Genomic DNA, 21,078 nt, shown 5'->3' on the forward strand with positions numbered 1-21,078 from the left:
TTACAGTTTCAATTGGTCGGCGGTCAGCAGGAAGACCATGTCGTCGCCCTGGCTGGTGGTCAGCCACGTCAGGCCCAGGTGGCCGAACGCCGCTTCCGCGTATTCTTTTTCATTGCCGATCTCGACGATCAGGATGCCGTCGTCGGTCAGGCGCTCGGCGGCGCCCAGCACGATCCTGCGCACCAGGTCCATGCCGTCGGCACCGCCGTCCAGCGCGATCTGCGGCTCGTGCAGGTACTCCTTCGGCAACTGGCTCATGGAGTTCGAATTGACGTACGGCGGATTGGTGATGATCAGGTCGTACTTCTTGTCCGGCACATTCGTGTACAGGTCCGACTGGATCAGGTTCACGCGGTCCTGCAGCTCGTACTTGTCGACGTTGATGCGGGCGACGTCCAGCGCATCGGCCGAGATGTCGACGGCATCGACCTGCGCGTCCGGGAAGGCATCGGCCATGATGATCGACAGGCAGCCGGAGCCCGTGCACAGTTCCAGGATGTTCTCGATGCCGTCCGGGTTGTTCACCCACGGCGCAAAATATTCGGGGATCAGCTCGGCGATGAAGGAGCGCGGCACGATGGTGCGCTCGTCCACGTAGAAGGCGTAGGTGCCCAGCCACGCTTCGTTGGTGATGTAGGCGGCCGGCACCCGCTCGGTGGCGCGGCGCTCGATCACGGCCAGCACGCGCTGCACTTCTTCGGGCAGCAGCTTCGCATCCAGGAACGGATCGAGCTTGTGCAGGGGCAGTTTCAGCGTGTGCAGGATCAGGTAGGCCGCTTCGTCGAACGCTTCGGCGCTGCCATGGCCGAAGAACAGCCCGGCCGTGTTGAAGCGGGTGGTGGCATAGCGCAGCAGGTCGCGCGGGGTGGAGAAAATCGTCATGGCGTTCGTTCCTTCATTGCTTTCGTGCCGCTTACTTCAGGAGGTTCTCGAGCGTGCGGCGGTAGATGTTCTTCAGGGGATCGATGAAGCGCACTTCCACGTGCTCGTCGATCTTGTGGATGCTGGCGTTGGGCGGTCCGAACTCGATCACCTGCGGGCAGATCTGCGCGATGAAACGGCCATCCGACGTGCCACCGGTGGTCGACAGTTCGGTGTCGACATCCGTCTCGGCCTTGATCGCCTCGCACAGCGCGGCGGACAGCGTGCCGCGCGGCGTCAGGAACGGGTAGCCGGACAGCGCCCACTTCAGGTGGTATTCCAGGCCATGCCTGTCGAGGATCGCGTGGACGCGTTCCTTCAGCCCTTCGGCCGTGCTGGCGGTGGAGAAGCGGAAGTTGAAGTCGATGACCATGTCGCCGGGGATCACGTTGTTCGCACCGGTGCCGGCCTTGACGTTCGACATCTGCCACGACGTGGGCAGGTAGTACTCGTTGCCTTCGTCCCAGACCTCGGCCACCAGCTCGGCCAGCGCGGGCGCGGCCAGGTGGATCGGGTTCTTCGCCAGCTGCGGGTAGGCGATATGGCCCTGCACGCCCTTGATGGTCAGGCAGCCGGACAGCGAGCCGCGGCGGCCGTTCTTGATCATGTCGCCCAGCGTGGCCGACGAGGTGGGCTCGCCCACGATGCAGTAGTCGATCGCCTCGCCCCGTTCCTTCAGCTTGTTGCAGACGACGACGGTGCCGTCCGTGGCCGGGCCTTCCTCGTCGCTCGTGATCAGGAAGGCGATCGAGCCCTGATGGTCGGGATGCGCGGCGATGAATTCCTCGCAGGCGACGACCATCGCGGCGATCGACGTCTTCATGTCCGCCGCGCCGCGGCCATACAGCTTGCCGTCGCGGATGGTCGGCAGGAACGGTTCCGAGGTCCATTGCTCGACGGGGCCGGTGGGCACCACGTCCGTGTGGCCGGCAAAGACCAGCACCGGCTGCGTGGTGCCGCGGCGCGCCCACAGGTTCGTCACGTCGCCGGAGACGATCGTCTCGCAGCGGAAGCCCAGCGGTTCCAGCAGCGCGATCAGCTGGTCCTGGCAGCCTTTGTCCTCGGGAGTGACGGAAGAGCGGCCGATCAGTCTTTCGGTCAGCGCGAGGGTACGGGAAGCGGTCATGGGCTTATTTCGTAAAGATCTGTTGGTACTGTTCGGGCTTGAAACCCACGTGGGCGGTGCCGGCGGCCTGCAGCACGGGGCGCTTGATCACGGACGGAAATTCCAGCATCAGCTCGGTGGCGCTGGCCGCATCGGTGACGGCCGCCTTGCGCTCGTCCGGCAGGCCGCGCCAGGTCGTGCCCTTCCTGTTGACGAGCACCTCCCAGTCCACGTGCTTCAGCCAGTCCTGCACGGTGGCCGCATCGAGGCCCTGCTTCCTGAAGTCGTGGAACGTGAAGTCCTGCTGCCGGTCGGCGAGCCAGGTGCGGGCTTTCTTGACGGTGTCGCAGTTGGGGATGCCGTAGAGAGTGATGGTCATGAACGGAAGAGCGGAATAGCGGAGCGGGGCGGCGAAAGGCGACATTATAGCCGCCATCGGGGCGGTCCTTGCCGGTGGACCGCCGCAAACCACGCTTGCCACGAAGGCAAGCGCGCTCTTACACTGCGACTAGCCTTCCACAACTCCCGGAACAGACCGATATGACCTCGTCCGTACAAAAAGATCCCGCAGCCGACTCCAGCCTGCCACTCGACATGATTATCTTCGGCGGCATGGGCGACCTGGCGATGCGCAAGCTGCTGCCGGCGCTGTACATGGCCCACCTGCACGGCAACCTGCCGGCCGCCACCCGCATCATCTCCACCGGCCGGCAGGACTTCGGCCGCGAGGCCTACCTCGGCTTCGTCGAGGAGAACTCGCGCTCGTTCATCAGCAGCGGCAACTTCGCCGACGACGCCTGGCGCAGCTTCCTGGCCCGTCTCGAATTCGTGCGCCTGGACGTGCAGCAGGACGACCTGTCGGCACTCGCCAGCGCCTCGCGCGAGGGCGCCGAACGGGTGTTCTACCTGGCCACCGCGCCATCGCTGTTCACCACCATCTGCGAGAAGCTGGCCGCGGCCGGCCTGGTCGATGCCAATGCCCGCGTGGTGCTGGAAAAACCGCTGGGCCGCGACCTGGCCTCGGCTGTGGACATCAACGAGGCCGTCGGCAAGCATTTCGCCGAATCGCAGATCTACCGCATCGACCACTACCTGGGCAAGGAAACCGTGCAGAACCTGATGGTGCTGCGCTTCGGGAACTCGATCCTGGAACCGCTGTGGCGCGCGCCGAACATCTCCAGCGTGCAGATCACGGTGGCCGAGGAAGTGGGCGTGGGCAGCCGCGCCGGCTTCTACGACAGCACCGGGGCCATGCGCGACATGGTGCAGAACCACCTGCTGCAGCTGCTGTGCATCGTGGCGATGGAGCCGCCCGCGTCGCTGGCGCCGGATGCCGTGCGCGACGAAAAACTGAAGGTGCTGCGCTCGCTGCGCCGTTTCAGCCTGGCCACCATCGCGCGCGACACGGTGCGCGGCCAGTACGTGCGGGGCGCCAGCGGCAACCAGGCCGTGCCGGGCTACCTGGAAGAGAGCAACGTGCCGCAGGAGAGCGGCACGGAGACCTTCGTGGCGCTGCGCACCTATGTCGACACGTGGCGCTGGTCGAAGGTGCCGTTCTACCTGCGCACCGGCAAGCGCATGGAGAAGCGTTCGTCGAAGATCGTCATCGAGTTCGCCAACCCGCCGTTCCCGCTGTTCCCGGAAACCCAGGGCAGCGTCGCCAACCGCCTGGTGATCGAGCTGCAGCCGGAAGAAGCGATCAAGCTGCAGCTGATGGCCAAGCAGCCCGGCAGCGGCATGGAGATGCAGCAGGTGGCCCTGAACCTGGACCTGCAGTCCGCCTTCACGCAGCGCCGCGCCGAAGCCTACGAGCGCCTGCTGATCGACGTGGTGCGCGGCCGCCTGACGCACTTCATGCGCCGCGACGAGCTGGAAGCGGCATGGCAGTGGGCCGATCCGATCATCGACGGCTGGGCGGAACTGAACGAAAAGCCCCGTCCGTACCAGGCCGGCACCTGGGGCCCGTCCGAATCGTTCGCGCTGCTGGCGCGGGACGGGTTCAGCTGGTTCGAGTAAGGGCTGGAATGCCGGTACCGTAGCGGCGGCCAAGGAACTCGCGCTGCAAGACATCGGTATCGGCAATTCGACCATGGATGAGGTGAACACATGCACGCGACTGATCGGTTACGTCGGAAAGTGCCGAAACTTCTGTTCATGCTGTGGTGCGCTCTGGCAGTCCTGCTGCTGTGGCTCGGGACCTTGCCGGATCCCTACAAGCTCTACGTGCTGCGGATTCCGGCGCCGCATCCCTATCCGGCGTGGCTGATCGTCGTGGAACTGATCATCTCTGCCATCGTGCTTGCGGCCTTCGGATGGGCCCTCACGGCAAAACGCGGGCAGCGCCTGCTGCGCCATCTGGTCTCGACGCCGCTGACCATCGTGGTGGGCGTCTTTGCGGCAGCGAGTTCGATGCATATGCCGTCGTGCTTTACGACGTTTGCGCTCGCCATGATCGTGGTGGCGCTGCTGTCCATCCTGTCCGGGCTCCTGTTCGTGATGCTGGCGGTGACACGACACTATGGCCGGGGGACGGATTAGTCCGTCGACAAGGCGGCGCGCTAAACGAAACCTGGAGGCCCTCATGTAGACCGCCGGTTCGGGCAGCCTGGACTTTCGGCCCGCACGAATCGAACGAGTTGGACTACAGGGCGAAATTTGCCGGCCGTTTTAGAACGCCGCTTGTCGGTTTTAGAACGGTTTAGACCGTAGCATCACGTACTAGCTGCAATGAGACTGACATGTGAAAACGGGCACCCGGACCGCAGATCGGGAGAAGCCGCTGAGCCCCCTCAGGGATCGAGGGTAAATTCCGTGAACGACGCTTCCGGCGCCGCGGCCTTCGGTTCCGGCTCGGCAGCCGGCTTGCTCTTGCTGTCCGGTCCATTGTTCAGCAGCCAGAGCAGGTTGGTGGCCGAATCGGCATTGGCCAGCGCCTCGTCCTGGGCGATGCGGCCATCCTGCACCAGCTTGTAAAGTGCCTGCTCGAACGACTGCGAGCCGGGCGACAGGCTCTTGTCCAGCGCTTCCTTGATCTGGCCGATCTCGCCTTTCTCCATCAGGTCCGACACGTAGCGCGTGTTGACCATCACCTCCACGGCCGCCGTGCGCGGTCCGCCGCCGCTCGAGCGGATCAGCCGCTGCGAGACGATCGCCTTCACCGTCGACGACAGGTCCTGCAGCAGGGCAGGGCGGTTCTCGATCGGATAGAAGCTGATGATGCGGTTCAGCGCGTTGTAGCTGTTGTTCGCGTGGAGCGTGGCGAGCACCAGGTGGCCCGACTGCGCGTAGGCCAGCGCGGCGGCCATCGTTTCGCGGTCGCGGATCTCGCCGATCAGGATGCAGTCCGGCGCCTGCCGCATCGAGTTCTTCAGCGCCGTGCCGAAGTCCTTTGCATCGCTGCCGATCTCGCGCTGGTTGACGATCGATTTTTTATTCTTGAACAGATACTCGATCGGGTCTTCGAGCGTGAGGATGTGGCCCGAGCGCAGTTCGTTGCGGTGGTCCAGCATCGCCGCGATGGTGGTCGATTTGCCTGACCCCGTGGCGCCCACGATCAGCATCAGCCCGCGCTTTTCCATGATCAGTTCGGCCAGCACGGGCGGCAGGGCCAGCTCGCCCAGCGCGGGGATATTGGCGGGCACGAAGCGGAACACGGCGGAGATGGTGCCGCGCTGGCGGAAGGCCGAGAGGCGGAAGCGCCCCAGGTTCGGCACCGACACGCCCATGTTCAGTTCATTGGTGGCGGCCAGCTCGGCCATCTGTTCGGGCGAACAGATCTCGGCCAGCAGCGCATCGATGTTTTCCGGCTCCAGCTTCTGCTGGTTGACGGGAATGAGGTTGCCGTTGATTTTCAGGTGCACCGGCGAATTCACGGCAAAGAACATGTCGGAGGCATTCTTCTCCTTCATCAGCTGGAACAGGCGGTCCATCATGGCGGTACCTCTTTGTGTCGTTGTCAGCGATGCTGAAGTCGCGGATAGCGCGTGCGTCACGGGGTCTGACCCGTAGCGCCAGCGGCGCCGATATGCCGAAGTCGCGGATAGCGCTTGCGTCACGGGGTCTGACCCGTAGCAACAGCGGCGCCGATCCTTGTCGTTAGCGGTATCGCGGGTCTGACCCCAGCAGTTTGCGTGGGCCATCTTACCGCCGGCAAACGGCTGGGGTCAGACCCGCGACTCGTTCTGCGACCAGGTGAACAGTCCCGGGCGCAGTGGGTCAGACCCCGGTGCGCGAACGCCGCGGATACCGGGAGCAAACTCCGGTGCGCGAACGCCGCGGACACCGGAAGCAGACCCCGGTGCGCGAACGCCGCGGACACCGGAAGCAGACCCCGGTGCGCGAACGCCGCGGATACCGGGAGCAGACCCCGGTGCGCGAACGCCGCGGATACCGGATCAAATCCCGCGCAGCAGCTCGTTGATGCCGGTCTTGGCGCGCGTCTGCGCATCCACGCGCTTGACGATCACCGCGCAGTACAGGCTGTACTTGCCATCGGCCGACGGCAGCGAACCCGAAACCACGACGGAGCCGGAAGGAATGCGGCCATACGTCACTTCGCCGGTGGCGCGGTCGTAGATCTTGGTCGACTGGCCGATGTACACGCCCATCGAGATCACGGAGTTCTCTTCGACGATCACGCCTTCCACGATCTCGGAACGGGCGCCGATGAAGCAGTTGTCCTCGATGATCGTCGGGTTGGCCTGCATCGGTTCCAGCACGCCGCCGATGCCCACGCCGCCAGACAGGTGGACGTTCTTGCCGATCTGCGCGCACGAACCGACCGTTGCCCAGGTATCGACCATCGCGCCTTCATCGACATACGCGCCGATGTTCACGTAGGAAGGCATCAGCACCACGTTCTTGCCGATGAACGAACCGCGGCGGGCCACGGCCGGCGGCACCACGCGGAAGCCGCCCTTGGCGAAATCGTCGGCGGTGTAGCTGGCGAACTTGGTCGGTACCTTGTCGTAGAACTGCATCGTGCCGTCGGACGGCAGCACCACGTTGTTCTCGAGGCGGAACGACAGCAGCACGGCCTTCTTGACCCACTGGTTCACCACCCAGGTGCCGGTGTCCTTCTGCGCCACGCGCAGCGAGCCGTCATCGAGGCCGGCCAGCACGTGGTTGACGGCGTCGCGCACTTCCGCGGTGGCGTTCGACGGGTTGATCTCGGCGCGGGCGTCCCATGCCGATTCGATGATTTGCTGGAGTTGTTGGGTCATGATGCGATTCACTTGGTAAGGGAGTTACAGAATTGAACGATGCGCTGCGCCGCTTCCAGGCCTTCGGCCGTTTCGGCCACGAGCGCCATGCGGATGCGGTTGCGTCCCGGATTGGTGCCGTGCGCCTCGCGGGCCAGGTAGCTGCCCGGCAGCACGGTGACGTTCTGCTCGGCGTACAGGCGGCGCGCGAACTCGGTGTCTGACAGGCCGGTGCGGCTCACGTCGGCCCACAGGTAGAAGCCGGCATCCGGCAGCTGCACGTCAAGCACTTCCTGCAGCAGCGGCGTGATCGCGTCGAACTTGGCGCGGTACTGCGCGCGGTTGTCCTCGACGTGCGCTTCGTCGTTCCACGCCGCGATCGATGCCGCCTGCACGGGCGGGCTCATGGCGCCGCCCTGGTAGGTGCGGAACAGCAGGAATTTCTTCAGCAGGTCGGCGTCGCCGGCCACGAAGCCGGAACGCAGGCCCGGCACGTTGGAGCGCTTCGACAGGCTGGAGAAGACGACCAGGCGCGCATACGGTTTGTCGACGCTCGACAGGCCCAGGATATGCGCCGCCTGCAGTGCACCCAGCGGGGCCTCGTCGCCATGATAGATCTCGGAGTAGCACTCGTCGGAGGCGATCACGAAGCCGTGGCGCTCGGACAGCGCGAACAGGTTTTCCCAGTCCGTCAGCGACAACACGGCGCCAGTCGGATTGCCGGGCGAGCACAGGTACAGCAGCTGCACGCGTTTCCAGACTTCTTCCGGCACGCTGTCGTAGTCGCAGCCGAAATTGCGCGCCGGGTCCGAGTTCACGAAGTACGGCTCGGCGCCGGACAGGAACGCAGCGCCTTCGTAGATCTGGTAGAACGGGTTCGGGCACACCACCAGCGCATTCGCGCTCGGGTCGATGACAGCCTGGGCGAACGCGAACAGCGCCTCGCGCGAGCCGTTCACCGGCAGCACCTGCGTGGCCGCGTTCAGGGGCGGCAAGCCGTAGCGGCGCTCCAGCCAGGCGGCGATCGTGCGGCGCAGCGCTTCGGTGCCGGCCGTGACGGGATACACGGCCAGGCCGTCGAGGCTGTCCGCCAATGCCTGTTTGATGAACGGTGGCGTGGGATGCTTCGGTTCGCCGATGCCGAGGCTGATGTGGCGCAGCGCGGGGTTCGGTGTGGCGCCCTCGAACAGCTGGCGCAGTTTTTCGAACGGGTAGGGGTGCAGTTTGTCGAGCAGAGGATTCACGTCGGGCCGGCTGGAGTCGGGGATTCGGAGCCGGCAATTATAGCCCGGACCGGACCGCCGTGAGGAAAGGCCGCCACCGCCCGCGTCATGTCACTTGGCCCGGACCAGGCGCACCTGCTTGTCCAGCTCCATGAACGACGGACGCTCCGTGGCCGAGATGACCTTGCGGCCAAATTCTACCGACAGGGCCGGCGCATAGCCGTTCAGGCTGGCCAGCAGGGTCACCTTGATGCACTGGTACATCTTGGCCTTCTCCTGGTGCTTGCGGCGCAGCAGATTCGCGGCTGGCGCAACGAAGCCATACGCCAGCAGGATGCCGGTGAATGTGCCGACCAGCGCGCCGGCGATCAGCACGCCCAGCTCGGACGGTGGCAGGCCGACCGAGGCCATCGTGTGCACCACGCCGATCACGGCCGCGACGATGCCGAACGCGGGCATCGCCTCGGCCAGCTGGGCAATCGTGTGGGCGGGCAGCTCGGCATCCTCGTGGTGCGTCTCGATCTCGTTGTCCATCAGGTTCTCGATCTGGAACGCATCCATGTTCCCGGAGATCATGAGGCGCAGGTAGTCCGTGATGAACTCGAGGATCGCGTGGTCGTCCATCAGCAGCGGGTAGCGCGTGAACAGCGGGCTTTCGTAGGGATCGTCGACATCCTTCTCGACCGACATCAGGCCTTCCTTGCGGATCTTCGTGAGGAGCTCGTACAGCAGCGACATCAGGTCCATGTACATCGACCTGGTGTAGGTAGCGCCCTGGAACAGCGTGGGCAGCGCCGTCAGCGTGGCGCGGATGGCCTTGCCGTCGTTGGCGGCAAAGAACGCGCCCAGCGCGGCGCCGCCGATGATCAGGAGCTCGACCGGCTGGATCAGCGCGGCGACATGGCCGCCCTGCAGCGCGAAGCCGCCCAGCACGGACACCAGCACGACGATGAATCCCACGATGACCAGCATACGATCTCCTGAAATGATGCTATCAGGAAATATTAACCGGTTTTGCGACCGTTGGGGAGTGCAATAAATCAACTTTTGGTGGCGGCGTTGTCCGCGCGCACGGGCCGGTAGCCGACGTGCTACGGGCTTGGCGGCGCCGTGGCCCGGCTGCCCGATGCTATGCTGGATGTCATCATCTTCCGGGAGCGAGCATGCAAGCACAACCCCTGATCGCCGTCGCCGATGTCGAGGCGGCCAGCCGCTGGTACCAGGCCGTGCTGGGCTGCCACGGCACGCATGGCGGCACCGACTACGAACAGCTGGCGTTCGACGGCCGCATCATCCTGCAATTGCACCGCTGGGATGCGCAGCACCATGCGCACGTGGGCGATCCGGCCTGCCGTCCGTACGGCAACGGCGTGCTGCTGTGGTTCTGGACGGACGACTTCGACGACGCCGTCGACCGCGCTGCCGCCAACGGCGCGAAGGTCGTCGATGGCCCGAAGGAAAACCGCAACGCCCAGCACCGCGAACTGTGGCTGAACGATCCGGACGGCTACGTGGTCGTCATCGCCGGCCCCTACGGCGACGTGGGCATGTGACGGCCCAGCCCGTGTCCCGGTGCCAGGCACCAGGACACGGGCTCATCAGTGGCGGTACTTTTATCCCGGTGCCTGGCACCAGGACACGGGCTCATCAGTGGCGGTGCTTTATACTGCGCGCTGATACTGCTTCCCACTTCCTTATGTCCTTTGCTTCCCTGGGCCTGTCGCCCGCCCTCCACGACGCCATCGCGGCGATCGGCTACACCACGCCGACCCCGATCCAGGCCGCCGCCATTCCCGCCGCACTGCAGGGGAGGGATGTGCTGGGCGCGGCGCAGACCGGCTCCGGCAAGACGGCCGCCTTCGTGCTGCCGATGCTGCAGGCGCTGCTGGCACGGCAGGGTACGCGGCGCGGCCTGCATGGCCTCGTGCTGGTCCCGACCCGCGAGCTGGCCGCGCAGGTGGGCGAGGCGATCCGCGCGCTGGTGCAGCACCTGCCGTCCACCATCAAGGTGTCGATCGTGTTCGGCGGCGTGTCGATCAATCCGCAGATGATGGCGCTGCGTGGCGGCACGGACATCATCGTCGCCACGCCGGGCCGCCTGCTGGACCTGGCGCGCCACAACGCCGTGCAGCTGGCGAACGTGGCAACGCTGGTGCTGGACGAAGCGGACAAGCTGCTGGACATGGGCTTTGCCGAGGAAATCGCCGAAGTGCTCGCGCTGCTGCCGGCCAGGCGACAGAACCTGTTCTTCTCGGCGACGTTCCCGCCGGCCGTGCAGGAGCTGGCGGAGAAGCTGCTGCATGATCCGCTGCGGGCCGAAGTCACGGACGGAGCGCAGCACGCGCCGGACATCGTCCAGCGCGCCATCGAAGTGGAAGACCGCCGCCGCCTGCAGCTGCTGCGCCACCTCATCCGCGAGAACAAGTGGCGCCAAGTGCTGGTGTTCGTCGCCACCAAATATGCCGCCGAGCAGGTGGCCGAAAAGCTGCGCCGCAACGACGTGGCGGCGGAAACCTTCCACGGCGACTTCAGCCAGGGCGCCCGCACCGAGGTGCTGGGCGACTTCCGTGCGGGACGCCTGCACGTGCTGGTTGCCACCGACATCGCCGCGCGCGGCATCGACATCGAGCAGTTGCCCGTCGTCGTCAACTACGACCTGCCGCGCTCCACCGACGACTACACCCACCGTATCGGCCGCACCGGCCGCGCCGGCGCCAGCGGCATCGCGATCAGTTTCATTCAACCCGACGGCGAAGCGCATTTCCGCCTGATCGAAAAGCGCCAGGGCCAGCGCGTGCCCCGTGAGCGCATCGCGGGATTCGAACCGTCCGAGGCCAGTGCAGGACTGCCGGCCGGCGATCCGAACGGCGGCATCAAGGGCAAGCGCAAGAGTAAAAAGGACAAGCTGCGCGAAGCGGCAGCCGGGGCGTCCGACAATCCCTGATGCATCCCTGGCTGCGGCTGGTTCCCGCAAAGCTGCAGCCTGTCGCATCGACTCATCCATGACAGCGGCATTTCACTAGAGTGGTCCTGCGTGCCGTAACGCAGGCGCCACCGTGCGAAGTCCAACTGTCATGCGAGGAGTCGACGAATGCTGCAGAAAGCCACCGGCCTGTTGATGGCCACCATGCTGTGTGTCGGGAGCGCGAATGCCGGGGAGCCCGCGGGCCGGTTCGAGCCGGGCAAGCTGAAAGGCCCTGCAAAGGCCAAGCCGAACGAGGTGATGGTGCTCGGCACCGCCCATCTGTCGCAGCTGCCGGCCGGTTTCCAGCCCGCCGCGCTGCGCGTGCTGAACGAGCGCCTGCAGGCGTGGCAGCCCGGGATCATCGTCATCGAACAGCGCTCCGGACCGCAGTGCGCCTTCCTGCGCCAGTTCCCCCAGCGCTACGAGGAGACGGTGCAGACCTATTGCTGGGACCCGGCGCCGGCGCGCGCCGCCACCGGCCTGGATGTGCCGGCCGCGACCGCCGAGATCGACCGCCTGCTGGCCGCCTGGCCTGCCATGCCGACACCGTCCGCGCGGCGCCACCTGGCCGCCGTGTTCCTGGCTGGCGGCGAACCCGTGTCGGCGCTGGTGCAGTGGCTGCGCCTCGGCGTGGAAGAACGGCGCTCCGGCGACGGACTCGATGCCACGCTGGTGGGCGTGCTGGAAAAGCTGCGCGAGAAACGGAGCGAGGATGCGCTGATCGCCGCGCCGCTGGCGGCCGCGCTGGGCCTGGAGCGCGTGTTCGGCATGGACGATCACACGGCCGATTCGCCCGATGCCGACCCGAAGGCGTACGGCGCGGCCCTCATGAAAGCCTGGGACAATCCGGCATCGGCCCGCCGCAAGGGGGCCGACCGGGAATTGAAGGCCAGCCTGGGCGATCCGCAAAACGTGCTGGCCCTGTACCGTGCCTTCAACGCTCCGTCGCAGGCGCGGCTGGTGTTCGACAGCGACTTCGGCGCGGCGCTCGAAGAGGACTCGCCGCAGCAGTTCGGCCGCAGCTATGTCGCCTACTGGGAAACGCGCAACCTGCGCATGGCGTCCAACATCCGGGAGACCGTCGGCAACCTGCCGGGCCGCCGCACCCTGGTCATCGTCGGCGCGTCGCACAAGCCGTATCTGGACGCGTATCTGGACCAGATGCACGACGTGCGCATCGTGCCGACCGACACCGTGCTGCGCTAGGCGGCAGCGGCACCGGGCCAGGTGGCCAGTGCCTGGTCGGCCACGGCCTGCAGCATCTCGCGGCTGAAGCCGCCCTTGGCCTGCACCGCCATGCCGTGCATGACCGCCATGATGAAGGCGGCCAGCGCGGCGGGGCTGGCGCTGGCCGGCAGGTCGCCCTCGGCCTGCGCCGCTTCGAACCGTTCACGCAGCCGCGCCTCGCCGCCGGCCCGGAATTCAACGAGGGCCTGCCGCACCGGCTCCGATTCGTCCGACCCGGCCACCGCGCCGTTGATGCCCAGGCAGCCCGCCTGGTCGGGAAAGCGGGTATTGAGTTCCACGGAACTGCGCAGCAGGTGCGCCGCCACTTCGCGTGACGTCGGCAATGCCAGCGCTTCGGGATAGTGGGTCATGAAGCGTTCGGCGTAGCGGTCCAGCACGCGCCGGAACAGGGCTTCCTTGTTGCCGAAGGCAGCGTACAGGGCGGGCCGTTCGACCCCCGCGGCCTGCGTCAGGTCGGCATACGACGCGCCCTCGTAGCCCTTGCGCCAGAAGACGCACAGCGCCGCATCGAGCACCTTCTCCTCATCGTATTCGCGCCGGCGTCCCATCGCTCACCTTTTCATAACGGTCGTTAAAAAACGCTTGACAGCGTCTTGCCGAATTATATACTCCTCGTTATCTTAACGATCGTTACTGTAACGATGGTTATTAAATCGATCGCCGTGCAGGTCGTGCGGCAGTGCGCCGCTTACATCAAATCTGAAAGGTTCATCATGTCGAAAGCATTGGAAGGCAAGGTCGCTCTCGTGACCGGCGGCTCGCGCGGACTGGGCGCGGCCATCGCGGCAGCACTCGCGGCGCAGGGCGCGGCCGTGGCGATCACGTATGTCGCTTCGGCGGACAAGGCGCAGGCGGTGGTCGAACGCCTGGAGGAGCAGGGCGCGCGGGCCATCGCCATCCGGAGCGACCAGGCCGACATGGCAGCCGCACGGCCCCTGGTGGAACAGGTCGTGGCCCGCTTCGGCCAGCTCGACATCCTCGTCAACAACGCGGCGATCGCCGTGCAGGGCAGGACGGTCGACGATCCCGCGCTCGACACCGTGAACCTGGGCCGCCAGTGGCAGGTCAACGTGATGGGGCCGGTGGCCCTCACGCGAGCGGCCGCGCCGGCATTGTCGGAAGGCGGCCGCATCATCTTCATCGGCTCGCTGCTGGGCAGCGTCGTGCCGTTCGCGGGCGCCGCCGATTACGCAGGCACCAAGGCGGCCATCGCCGGCTATGCGCGCGGCGTGGCCCGCGACCTGGGCGGCCGCAACATCACGGTCAACGTGGTGCAGCCGGGGGTCATGCCCACCGATATGTCGAGCGAGGTGCTGGGCGACGGCGTCCCGGCCGCCCTGCTCGACCTGCATCCGATCCGCCGCATCGCCACGCTGGAGGAGGTGGCCGCGACCGTGGCCTTCCTGGCCGGCCCGCACGGCGGCTACATCACCGGCGGCGCGATCGACGTCTCCGGCGGCCTGGGTACCTGAACCCCGCTTCATTCAACGAAAGGCATTTCATGAGCACGACATTCGGCGCCGCATCCACGGCGGAGGAAGTATTGGCCGGCATCGACCTGGCAGGCAAACGCTTCCTGGTGACGGGCGTGTCGTCCGGCATCGGCCTGGAGACGGCGCGCGCGCTGGTGGCGCATGGCGCCAGCGTTACCGGCGCGGTGCGCGACATCGGCACGGCGGAAGCGGCGCTGGCGCCGGTGCGTGCTGCCGCGGCAGGTGGCGGCAGGCTTGCATTGATCGACCTCGATCTGGCAGCGCTGGACAGCGTGCGCGCCGCCGTGGCACGGCTGCTGGACGAGGGCGGACGGTTCGACGCGATCGTCGCCAACGCCGGCATCATGGCCACGCCGTTCGGCCACACGGCCGACGGCTTCGAACGGCAGTTCGGCACCAACCACCTGGGCCACTTCGTGTTCGTCAATGGCGTCGCGTCGCTGCTGGCAGACGGCGGGCGCCTCGTGGTGCTGTCCTCGCAGGCGCACCGCATCGCGGACGTGGACCTGGACGATCCGAACTTCGCGCATCAGGCCTACGACCCCTGGCTGGCGTATGGCAGGTCGAAGACGGCGAATGCGCTGTTCGCGGTGGAGTTCGACCGCCGCCACCGCGCGCGTGGCATCCGCGCGGCGGCCGTCATGCCCGGCAACAGCCTGACCGGGCTGCCGCGCCACCTGGCGCAGGAAGATCTGCAGGGATTGTTCGAGACGGTGGGCCAGGCGCGTGCCGACGCGGGCCTGCCGCCGCCGGTGCTGAAGTCGATCGGGCAGGTGGCCGCCACCCCGGTCTGGGCCGGCGTGGTGGCCGACCCGGCACTGATCGGCGGCCGCTACCTGGAGGACTGCGCCGTCGCTCCCGTCAACGACCTGCCCAATCCCTTTGCCGATGGCGTGCGCTCGTACGCACTCGATGGCGACCGGGCGCGCCGGCTGTGGGAGGCCAGCGAGGCGCTGACCGGCACGGGCACCGGCACCTGACCGTCAGCGCGCCGGCGGCCCTTCCACCAGCGCGATGCGGCGGCGTATCCGCGCCGCTTCCTCGCCATCGCCGGCCTGCTCGGCGCGCAGCGCCTGCACGGTCAGCCACGCCAGCAACGGCCGTTTCCAGCCCTGGTCGGAGGCCGTGGTGATGGCCAGCGTCACCAGCTCCGGCGTGGCGCGGTTGGCCTGGAACAGCGCGCCGGCCGCCACCAGCTGCGACAGCGGATCCTTCATGGCCGCCACGGCCGCTGCCGCGGCCTGGTCGGACGCAGCAGCCAGCACGGCCCGCTGCGGCTCGGGCAACAGCGGCGCATCGGCCGGCCGCGCACGGCCCGCCAGGTAATCGGCATACGCCACATCGGCTGCGGTGGCATCGGCGCGCAATGCTGCCAGGCCGGCGCACTCTTCGAACACGAGGGCGGCCGTGCGTGCGGCACAACGGATCAGTTCCGCGCGGAGGACCAGATCGATCTTGCCGGTGGCGGCGATGTCGCTTCGTGCGCGTGCAAACTCCGTGGCCTCCACGAGGTCCTTGCCGGCCATGTAGGCGTTCGTCGCGCGCTCCAGCGAGCTTTGCGCATTCATCTTCCAGTCGGGCACCGGCGGGCTGCTGCTGCAAGCGGCGACGAGGAGAACCGTGGCGAAAATGGATGAACGCATCATGGCAGCTTGATCTCCGGGTCGCGCTTGAACGGCCACTTGCGGTTGATCTCGTTGACCAGCTGCTCGATCTTGCGCAGGTTGGTGTCGACATCGGCGCGCAAGGCGCCCAGGTCCTCGGTGGCCACGCGCGCGTTCTTGCCGACGGCCTGCGCTTCGTCCAGCACCGCGTCCATCTTCTTCAGGCTCAGGCGCGCATCGGCCAGCAGGCCGTTCAGCTGCACGATCGCGGCCTGCGCATCGGTCGCCACACCCTTGTCGCCGAAGACCTTCGCATCGGCGTTGCCCACCAGTTTGTCGGCGCGCACGATCAGCGAATTGGCGTTGGCCAGCAGCTCGCGCGACTTCTTGTCCTCGCCGGCGATCAGGCCCATGGCACCGCCCGGCCCGTTCAGTTTATCCGTCACTCCCTGCACGTTCTGCAGGCTCTGGCCAAGCGCCGAATCGGCCGCCGTCAGTGCCGAAACGTTCGCCAGCACGTCGCGCGCGGCGGCCAGCAGCTTGGGAATCTCGCCGGCCGCATCGCCCACCAGCAGGCCCCGCTCGGCCCCTTCCGGCAGCGGCGGGTCGGTCGGGATGCCCGTGAAGGCGCGCAGCTTGGCGCCGCCGACGATGCCCTTCTCGAGCGTAAAAATGCTGCTGGTGCGCAGCCAGTGGGCATCCTTCTTCGGCACGTCCACCAGCACGCGCGCCTTGCCCTCGGGGCTCAGTTCGATCACGCGCACGCGGCCGATGGGAAAGCCGGCAAACGTCACGTCCATGCCGACGGCCACGCCTTCCGAATCGTCGGCCGTGAGCACCAGGCGCTGCGTGGCCTCGAAGGCGCCGCGCGCGTACATCAGGTAGAGGGCGGCGCCGGCGATCAGCACGACCATCAGGATCAGCAGCAGCGCGGCCTTGAATTCGGCATTGCGTACCGGCGCGGGTTCGGCAGGAGCGGTCGTTTCGGTCGTCTCGGTCATTTCATGTCAATAGTAATTGCCCATCAGGGAAGCGGCTTCGATCAGCAGGATCACGGAGAACATGCGCACCATGTCGGCCAGCCCGTGCGTGAAGCGCAGCCGCGCGGCGAACGGATTGGCGGCCGCATCGTAGTAGGACGAAGCGAGCGGAATGATGCCGACGGCCAGCGAAAAGAAGCCGATCTTCAGCAGCAGGATCAGTGACACGGCGGGATTGAAGATCTGGCCCACCACGCGCGTGTAGCCGGGCAGGGCATACGGCGTGAAGCCGTAGATGATCAGGTAGGCTAGCACCAGCGTGAGGATGCAGCTGACGGCGGCCAGCAGCCAGACGGAGAAGATGCCGGCGGCGGCGCGCGGATAGAACTCGCGGCGCAGCGCCTCGCCCGGATCGGCCGCTGCCCCCGCGGAGCCGGCCGGGGCTGCTGCGGCGGCAGCAAGCCGGCGCTGCGCGAACTCCACGCCGGCCGGCAGGGTGCTGCGCAGCGCCACGAACAGTGCCGCCGTCAGCGGGATCAGTTCCAGCACCAGCACGCGCACCACCATCTCCAGCGCATAGCCGGACAGGCCGTACGAAAGCGCCGTCACCACCACGATGCGGATGATGACGAGGCTGATCAGCGCGGACAGCACGCAGAACCACAGCAGGTTCGGCGCCGTGCCCAGCACCAGGTGGCTGGCCAGCGTGGCGCGGTTGTCGCGCCGGTAGGTCGATGGCGTGGCGGCGCGCGCCAGGATCAGCGCACCGAACTGCGCCAGCCGCCACCAGCTGGTCAGCCAGATCATCGTCTCGCGGTGCAGGCGCGTCAGCGACGGCAGAAGTGATACATGGTCGATCATCTTGCCATCTTAACATTCCTGCCGTCGGGTCCAGGGCACGGATCAGTGCACCGCGCTGTCCACGGACGCGACGATGGCATCGGCCACCGCCCGCACCCGCGCACTGCGATGCAGGTCGCCGTGCATCACCAGGTACACGTCGTAGCGGTGCACCTGCGCTGGGAACAGGCGCACCAGCTGCGGATCGGGATCGGCCATGTGCACGGGCAGTTCGGCGATGCCGATGCCGCTGCGTGCCGCGTGCTGCAGCATCAATCCCGTGTTCACTTCCAGCACGATGCGCGCGCCCGCCACCGGCAGGCCGGCCAGCTGGGTGCCATGGCTGGCTTTCACGGCAGCCTGGAAGATCACCAGGTCCTGGCCGGCCAGGCCATCTTCCTCGCGCGGCATGCCATGCTGCTTCAGGTACTGGCGGCTGGCGTACAGGCCCGCCTCGCGCCGGCCCAGGTGGCGGGCCACCAGGTCGGGATCGGTCGGCTTCACGGTGCGCACGGCCAGATCGGCTTCGCGGCGCGTCAGGTTCGACACGGCCGTCGTCACGGACAGCACCACGCGGATGTCCGGATGCTGCCGGTGCAGCGCCTGCACGGCGCCGATGACGAAGTGCTGCGCCATCGTGTCGGTCGTGGCCACGCGCACGACGCCGGACAGGCGGTTGTCGGTGCCCTGCATTTCCCGCTCCAGCTGGTGGGCCGCGCTTTCCATCTTCTCGGCCGAGCGCGCGGCCGTTTCGCCGGCCGGCGTGGGCACGTAGCCGGACGGGGTGCGCAGGAACAGCTTCGCGTTCAGCGCGCCTTCCAGTGCCGCCAGCCGGCGCCCGGCGGTGGCCTGGTCTATGCCCAGCTGCGCCGCGGCGCCGCGCAGCGTGCCGGCCCGGTAGATCCCGAGGAACACCCGGGTGTTATCCCAATCCATCATCTCGATCCATCCTGGGCCCCTGCTGCATTTTTGCATCAATGCGCCGATGGTATGCGGCTTTACTGCATCACGCAAGGCGCCTAGTCTATGCGTTTGTGCGAAGGAGAACTGCCATGCTGCTATTGACACTGGCGATCGGGTTCGTGATGGCGATGATCGACGTCACGGCCGTCAACACGGCCCTGTCCGCGATCGCGATCGATCTGGAGGTGCCGCTGTCCGGGCTGGTGTGGGTCGTCGACGGCTACACGCTGACATTTGCCGCGTTGCTGCTGGCCGGCGGCGCGCTGGCCGACCGCTACGGCGCCAGGCGGGCCTACCAGGGCGGCCTGGCCGTGTTCGTGCTGGGCTCGGTGCTGTGCGCGCTGGCGCCTGGTGGCGGCGCCCTGGTCGCGGCACGCCTCCTGCAGGGCTGCGGCGCCGCGCTGTTCATGCCCAGCTCCCTGGCGCTGCTGATGCATGCGGTGGACGACGAGCGCCAGCGCGCCCGCATGTTCGGCTTGTGGTCGGCGCTGGTGAGCGCCGCAGCCACCGTGGGACCGCTGGCTGGCGGACTGCTGGTGGAGACGTTCGGCTGGCGCAGCATCTTCTGGCTGAACCTGCCGCTGGGCGTGGCCGGCATCGTCCTGACAGGGTGGCGCGCGCCGGCACCGCCGTCCCATCCACGCTCCCTGGGCCTCATTTCCCACGGCCTGGGCGCGGGTGCGCTGGCTTCACTGGCATTCGTGCTGATCGACGGGCCGGAACTTGGCTGGACCGCACCGCCCGTGCTTGCCGCGCTGGCGACGGCCATGCTGCTGGGCGTCCTGCTGGTCCGGCGCGAGCGCCGCGCCGCGCAGCCGGTGCTGCCCCGTGCTCTCTATGGCAGCGCGCCGTTCCGCGCCGCGCTGGTGACGGGGCTGATGATCAATGTCGCCACCTTCGGCCAGCTGTTCGTCGTGAGCCTGCTGATGCAGCAGGGCCACGGCATCGGCGCGCTGGGCACGGGGCTGGCGATCCTGCCGATGACAGCGGCCGCCGGGATCATGAATGTTTTGTCGGGACGCGCGATCGCTGCATACGGCACGCGGATGCCGCTGCTCGCCGGCCTCGGTGGCGGCGCAGCCGCTGCACTGCTGCTCACGGGGGCAGCGGCACAGACGCCGCCCTGGCTGGTGGTGATGGGCGGGACCTTGCTGTTCGTGGCGCTGGGCTTCGCGATACCGGCGATGACGGCCACGGTGATGGGCGCCGGCGGCAAGGCGCTCGCCAACAGTGCCGGCGCCGCGCTGAACGCGAACCGGCAGGTGGGGGCCTTGCTGGGCGTGGCGCTGGCCGGCACGATCCTGCACGCGGTGCCGGACTGGGGGCTGCGGCTGGCGCTGGTGTATGGCGCCATCGCGGCGGGCCTGGCCTGCGCCTGGCTGGCCGTGTGGCACGGCGTGCGCCAGCCGGCGGCGGCACCGGCGGCGCTGCTGGCGGATCAGGTTATGGAAGGTTAGGCACGGCCGGTCAACTGGCCAGCTGTGCACCAGTCAGCCGTGCAGCGATCCGCTGTGCAGCAATCAGCCGTGGATCTTTCTCCATGCGATCATCTCGGCGATGGTCAGGATCGGCATGCCGCGCTCGCGCGCGAACGCCTCGATGGCGTCGCCCCGCATCATCGTGCCGTCAGGGTTCATCAGCTCGCACAGCACGGCGGCCGGCTGCAGGCCGGCCATGCGGGCCAGGTCGACGGAGCCTTCCGTGTGGCCGGCCCGTTCCAGCACGCCGCCCGGGCTGGCGCGCAGCGGAAACACGTGGCCGGGGCGGACCAGGTCGGACGGCTGCGCATCGGCCGCCGTGGCCGCGCGGATGGTCGTCACGCGGTCGAGCGCCGAGACGCCCGTCGTCACGCCATGGCGCGCCTCGATCGACACGGTGAACGGCGTGCCGTAGCGGCTGCCGTTCTCGATGGCCATCGGCGGCAGCTCCAGCGCGCGCACGCGCTCGGCCTCCAGGCAGAGACAAACGATGCCGCTGCATTCGCGGATCAGCACGGCCATCGTCGCGACGGTGAGCTTTTCGGCGGCGACGATCAGGTCGGCCTCGTTCTCGCGGTCGAAATCGTCCAGCAGCACGACGGGCACGCCGCTGCGCATCGCGTCGAGCGCGGCGGCGATGCGGCCCTCGAGGTCATCGGAAAACAGGGAAGGGGAAGTGACGGGAACTACTGCGGCAATCTCTTGCACGAACTCTTGAACGGACATGTGAAACGCTCCTCGCTTGGCGAAAAACGCATCAGGGCAAAGCGAATACGCGTGCACCCATGCGGCAGCGATGCTGCAAGGGCAGGCACGTACAACGCACATCTTCTTTCATCCGGACTATACCGTCGGCCCTGGCCTCGCACCAGGTCTGCTGACCTTCCGGCGGAACCGGAAGCGCTCGCGGGCTCGGCCCGCAGTGCAGGCCATACCGCCGGTGGGGAATCGCACCCCGCCCCGAAGACGTAATGATTAAAAAAGTACTGTTAAAAAAAGCCGCCGCGCGAACGCGGCAGCCGGACGATTGTAGCAGAGGCGGCGGATTCTGGTATGG

At 67.3% G+C, this 21,078-nt stretch carries 21 protein-coding genes and 1 riboswitch; of the genes, 8 read left to right on the forward strand and 13 right to left on the reverse strand.

The features are described 5' to 3' along the window. The 3 genes from prmB to IP91_RS12095 are packed head-to-tail and all read right to left on the reverse strand — an operon-like array spanning nucleotide 1 to nucleotide 2,405. The gene (prmB, locus tag IP91_RS12085; RefSeq protein ID WP_145649195.1) at nucleotides 1-882 is read right to left on the reverse strand and encodes a 50S ribosomal protein L3 N(5)-glutamine methyltransferase; all 882 of its coding nucleotides are present in this window, start codon (nucleotides 880-882) and stop codon (nucleotides 1-3) included. Between the two features lie 31 nt (nucleotides 883-913). Then, nucleotides 914-2,047: a succinyl-diaminopimelate desuccinylase gene (gene dapE / locus IP91_RS12090; protein ID WP_145649196.1), complete on the reverse strand. Its 1,134-nt coding sequence runs from the start codon at nucleotides 2,045-2,047 to the stop codon at nucleotides 914-916. Nucleotides 2,048-2,051: 4 nt separating this feature from the next. After that, a complete protein-coding gene (locus tag IP91_RS12095) occupies nucleotides 2,052-2,405 on the reverse strand; it encodes an ArsC family reductase (protein ID WP_145649197.1) in 354 nt (117 codons plus the stop codon). 161 nt (nucleotides 2,406-2,566) lie between these two features. On the opposite strand from IP91_RS12095, the gene zwf reads away from it, so the two are divergent. Both zwf and IP91_RS12105 read left to right on the forward strand, forming a co-directional pair. Beyond that, complete coding sequence (gene zwf / locus IP91_RS12100; RefSeq protein ID WP_145649198.1) at nucleotides 2,567-4,042, forward strand: glucose-6-phosphate dehydrogenase; 1,476 nt, start codon at nucleotides 2,567-2,569, stop codon at nucleotides 4,040-4,042. 90 nt (nucleotides 4,043-4,132) lie between these two features. After that, on the forward strand, nucleotides 4,133-4,564 hold the full coding sequence (locus IP91_RS12105; RefSeq protein WP_145649199.1) for a hypothetical protein: 432 nt from the start codon (nucleotides 4,133-4,135) through the stop codon (nucleotides 4,562-4,564). 251 nt (nucleotides 4,565-4,815) lie between these two features. On the opposite strand, the gene IP91_RS12110 is transcribed toward IP91_RS12105, so the two are convergent. The 4 genes from IP91_RS12110 to motA all read right to left on the reverse strand — a co-directional run bounded on the left by IP91_RS12110 (nucleotide 4,816) and on the right by motA (nucleotide 9,422). Further along, nucleotides 4,816-5,955 (reverse strand): PilT/PilU family type 4a pilus ATPase, encoded by a 1,140-nt coding sequence (locus tag IP91_RS12110; RefSeq protein WP_145649324.1) that lies wholly within the window; start codon nucleotides 5,953-5,955, stop codon nucleotides 4,816-4,818. Nucleotides 5,956-6,420: 465 nt separating this feature from the next. Beyond that, the gene (gene dapD / locus IP91_RS12115) at nucleotides 6,421-7,248 is read right to left on the reverse strand and encodes a 2,3,4,5-tetrahydropyridine-2,6-dicarboxylate N-succinyltransferase (RefSeq protein WP_145649200.1); all 828 of its coding nucleotides are present in this window, start codon (nucleotides 7,246-7,248) and stop codon (nucleotides 6,421-6,423) included. An 8-nt stretch (nucleotides 7,249-7,256) separates the two neighbouring features. Next, nucleotides 7,257-8,471 carry a succinyldiaminopimelate transaminase gene (gene dapC / locus IP91_RS12120; RefSeq protein ID WP_145649201.1) on the reverse strand — a complete coding sequence of 405 codons (1,215 nt, stop codon included), beginning with the start codon at nucleotides 8,469-8,471 and terminating at the stop codon, nucleotides 7,257-7,259. Between the two features lie 90 nt (nucleotides 8,472-8,561). Next, the gene (gene motA, locus IP91_RS12125) at nucleotides 8,562-9,422 is read right to left on the reverse strand and encodes a flagellar motor stator protein MotA (protein ID WP_145649202.1); all 861 of its coding nucleotides are present in this window, start codon (nucleotides 9,420-9,422) and stop codon (nucleotides 8,562-8,564) included. A gap of 191 nt (nucleotides 9,423-9,613) precedes the next feature. On the opposite strand from motA, the gene IP91_RS12130 reads away from it, so the two are divergent. The 3 genes from IP91_RS12130 (at nucleotide 9,614) to IP91_RS12140 (ending at nucleotide 12,621) form a co-directional block, all read left to right on the forward strand. Then, complete coding sequence (locus tag IP91_RS12130) at nucleotides 9,614-10,003, forward strand: VOC family protein (RefSeq protein ID WP_145649203.1); 390 nt, start codon at nucleotides 9,614-9,616, stop codon at nucleotides 10,001-10,003. Nucleotides 10,004-10,146: 143 nt separating this feature from the next. Then, nucleotides 10,147-11,394 (forward strand): DEAD/DEAH box helicase, encoded by a 1,248-nt coding sequence (locus IP91_RS12135; protein WP_145649204.1) that lies wholly within the window; start codon nucleotides 10,147-10,149, stop codon nucleotides 11,392-11,394. A 147-nt stretch (nucleotides 11,395-11,541) separates the two neighbouring features. After that, on the forward strand, nucleotides 11,542-12,621 hold the full coding sequence (locus IP91_RS12140; RefSeq protein WP_145649205.1) for a DUF5694 domain-containing protein: 1,080 nt from the start codon (nucleotides 11,542-11,544) through the stop codon (nucleotides 12,619-12,621). Here IP91_RS12140 and IP91_RS12145 read toward each other — a convergent pair. Then, on the reverse strand, nucleotides 12,618-13,211 hold the full coding sequence (locus IP91_RS12145) for a TetR/AcrR family transcriptional regulator (RefSeq protein WP_145649206.1): 594 nt from the start codon (nucleotides 13,209-13,211) through the stop codon (nucleotides 12,618-12,620). The genes IP91_RS12140 and IP91_RS12145 overlap by 4 nt on opposite strands. A 165-nt stretch (nucleotides 13,212-13,376) precedes the next feature. Here IP91_RS12145 and IP91_RS12150 point away from each other — a divergent pair, with 165 nt between their 5' ends. Further along, a complete protein-coding gene (locus IP91_RS12150; protein ID WP_145649207.1) occupies nucleotides 13,377-14,135 on the forward strand; it encodes an SDR family NAD(P)-dependent oxidoreductase in 759 nt (252 codons plus the stop codon). Nucleotides 14,136-14,164: 29 nt separating this feature from the next. Next, nucleotides 14,165-15,136, forward strand: a complete 972-nt coding sequence (locus IP91_RS12155; protein WP_145649208.1) for an SDR family NAD(P)-dependent oxidoreductase — start codon at nucleotides 14,165-14,167, stop codon at nucleotides 15,134-15,136. Nucleotides 15,137-15,139: 3 nt separating this feature from the next. Here IP91_RS12155 and IP91_RS12160 read toward each other — a convergent pair whose 3' ends face one another. From IP91_RS12160 to IP91_RS12175, 4 genes are read right to left on the reverse strand one after another with little or no spacing between them, the layout of a single operon-like run. Further along, on the reverse strand, nucleotides 15,140-15,802 hold the full coding sequence (locus IP91_RS12160; protein ID WP_145649209.1) for a hypothetical protein: 663 nt from the start codon (nucleotides 15,800-15,802) through the stop codon (nucleotides 15,140-15,142). Continuing rightward, entirely contained in the window at nucleotides 15,799-16,761 is a 963-nt protein-coding gene (locus IP91_RS12165) for an MlaD family protein (RefSeq protein WP_145649210.1), read from the reverse strand. Before IP91_RS12165 ends, IP91_RS12160 begins: the two co-directional genes overlap by 4 nt. A 6-nt stretch (nucleotides 16,762-16,767) precedes the next feature. Further along, the gene (locus IP91_RS12170; RefSeq protein ID WP_229474310.1) at nucleotides 16,768-17,601 is read right to left on the reverse strand and encodes an MlaE family ABC transporter permease; all 834 of its coding nucleotides are present in this window, start codon (nucleotides 17,599-17,601) and stop codon (nucleotides 16,768-16,770) included. Between the two features lie 42 nt (nucleotides 17,602-17,643). Next, nucleotides 17,644-18,516, reverse strand: a complete 873-nt coding sequence (locus IP91_RS12175) for a LysR family transcriptional regulator (protein WP_145649328.1) — start codon at nucleotides 18,514-18,516, stop codon at nucleotides 17,644-17,646. A 116-nt stretch (nucleotides 18,517-18,632) separates the two neighbouring features. Between IP91_RS12175 and IP91_RS12180 the strand changes: the two genes are divergently transcribed. Further along, entirely contained in the window at nucleotides 18,633-20,000 is a 1,368-nt protein-coding gene (locus IP91_RS12180) for an MFS transporter (RefSeq protein WP_145649211.1), read from the forward strand. Between the two features lie 63 nt (nucleotides 20,001-20,063). Here IP91_RS12180 and ribB read toward each other — a convergent pair whose 3' ends face one another. Then, the gene (gene ribB, locus IP91_RS12185) at nucleotides 20,064-20,747 is read right to left on the reverse strand and encodes a 3,4-dihydroxy-2-butanone-4-phosphate synthase (RefSeq protein ID WP_145649212.1); all 684 of its coding nucleotides are present in this window, start codon (nucleotides 20,745-20,747) and stop codon (nucleotides 20,064-20,066) included. A 96-nt stretch (nucleotides 20,748-20,843) separates the two neighbouring features. Next, nucleotides 20,844-20,993: riboswitch (FMN riboswitch) on the reverse strand. Nucleotides 20,994-21,078: the final 85 nt, after the last annotated feature.

This window comes from Pseudoduganella lurida (assembly GCF_007830455.1).
Taxonomy (GTDB): Bacteria; Pseudomonadota; Gammaproteobacteria; order Burkholderiales; family Burkholderiaceae_D; genus Rugamonas; species Rugamonas lurida.

Coding starts and splice junctions, on each gene's coding strand:
- prmB (WP_145649195.1), bottom strand. CDS start 882: ATGACGATTTTCTCCACCCCGCGCGACCTGCTGCGCTATGCCACCACC.
- dapE (WP_145649196.1), bottom strand. CDS start 2,047: ATGACCGCTTCCCGTACCCTCGCGCTGACCGAAAGACTGATCGGCCGC.
- IP91_RS12095 (WP_145649197.1), bottom strand. CDS start 2,405: ATGACCATCACTCTCTACGGCATCCCCAACTGCGACACCGTCAAGAAA.
- zwf (WP_145649198.1), top strand. CDS start 2,567: ATGACCTCGTCCGTACAAAAAGATCCCGCAGCCGACTCCAGCCTGCCA.
- IP91_RS12105 (WP_145649199.1), top strand. CDS start 4,133: ATGCACGCGACTGATCGGTTACGTCGGAAAGTGCCGAAACTTCTGTTC.
- IP91_RS12110 (WP_145649324.1), bottom strand. CDS start 5,955: ATGGACCGCCTGTTCCAGCTGATGAAGGAGAAGAATGCCTCCGACATG.
- dapD (WP_145649200.1), bottom strand. CDS start 7,248: ATGACCCAACAACTCCAGCAAATCATCGAATCGGCATGGGACGCCCGC.
- motA (WP_145649202.1), bottom strand. CDS start 9,422: ATGCTGGTCATCGTGGGATTCATCGTCGTGCTGGTGTCCGTGCTGGGC.
- IP91_RS12130 (WP_145649203.1), top strand. CDS start 9,614: ATGCAAGCACAACCCCTGATCGCCGTCGCCGATGTCGAGGCGGCCAGC.
- IP91_RS12135 (WP_145649204.1), top strand. CDS start 10,147: ATGTCCTTTGCTTCCCTGGGCCTGTCGCCCGCCCTCCACGACGCCATC.
- IP91_RS12140 (WP_145649205.1), top strand. CDS start 11,542: ATGCTGCAGAAAGCCACCGGCCTGTTGATGGCCACCATGCTGTGTGTC.
- IP91_RS12145 (WP_145649206.1), bottom strand. CDS start 13,211: ATGGGACGCCGGCGCGAATACGATGAGGAGAAGGTGCTCGATGCGGCG.
- IP91_RS12150 (WP_145649207.1), top strand. CDS start 13,377: ATGTCGAAAGCATTGGAAGGCAAGGTCGCTCTCGTGACCGGCGGCTCG.
- IP91_RS12155 (WP_145649208.1), top strand. CDS start 14,165: ATGAGCACGACATTCGGCGCCGCATCCACGGCGGAGGAAGTATTGGCC.
- IP91_RS12160 (WP_145649209.1), bottom strand. CDS start 15,802: ATGATGCGTTCATCCATTTTCGCCACGGTTCTCCTCGTCGCCGCTTGC.
- IP91_RS12165 (WP_145649210.1), bottom strand. CDS start 16,761: ATGACCGAGACGACCGAAACGACCGCTCCTGCCGAACCCGCGCCGGTA.
- IP91_RS12170 (WP_229474310.1), bottom strand. CDS start 17,601: ATGATCGACCATGTATCACTTCTGCCGTCGCTGACGCGCCTGCACCGC.
- IP91_RS12175 (WP_145649328.1), bottom strand. CDS start 18,516: ATGGATTGGGATAACACCCGGGTGTTCCTCGGGATCTACCGGGCCGGC.
- IP91_RS12180 (WP_145649211.1), top strand. CDS start 18,633: ATGCTGCTATTGACACTGGCGATCGGGTTCGTGATGGCGATGATCGAC.
- ribB (WP_145649212.1), bottom strand. CDS start 20,747: ATGTCCGTTCAAGAGTTCGTGCAAGAGATTGCCGCAGTAGTTCCCGTC.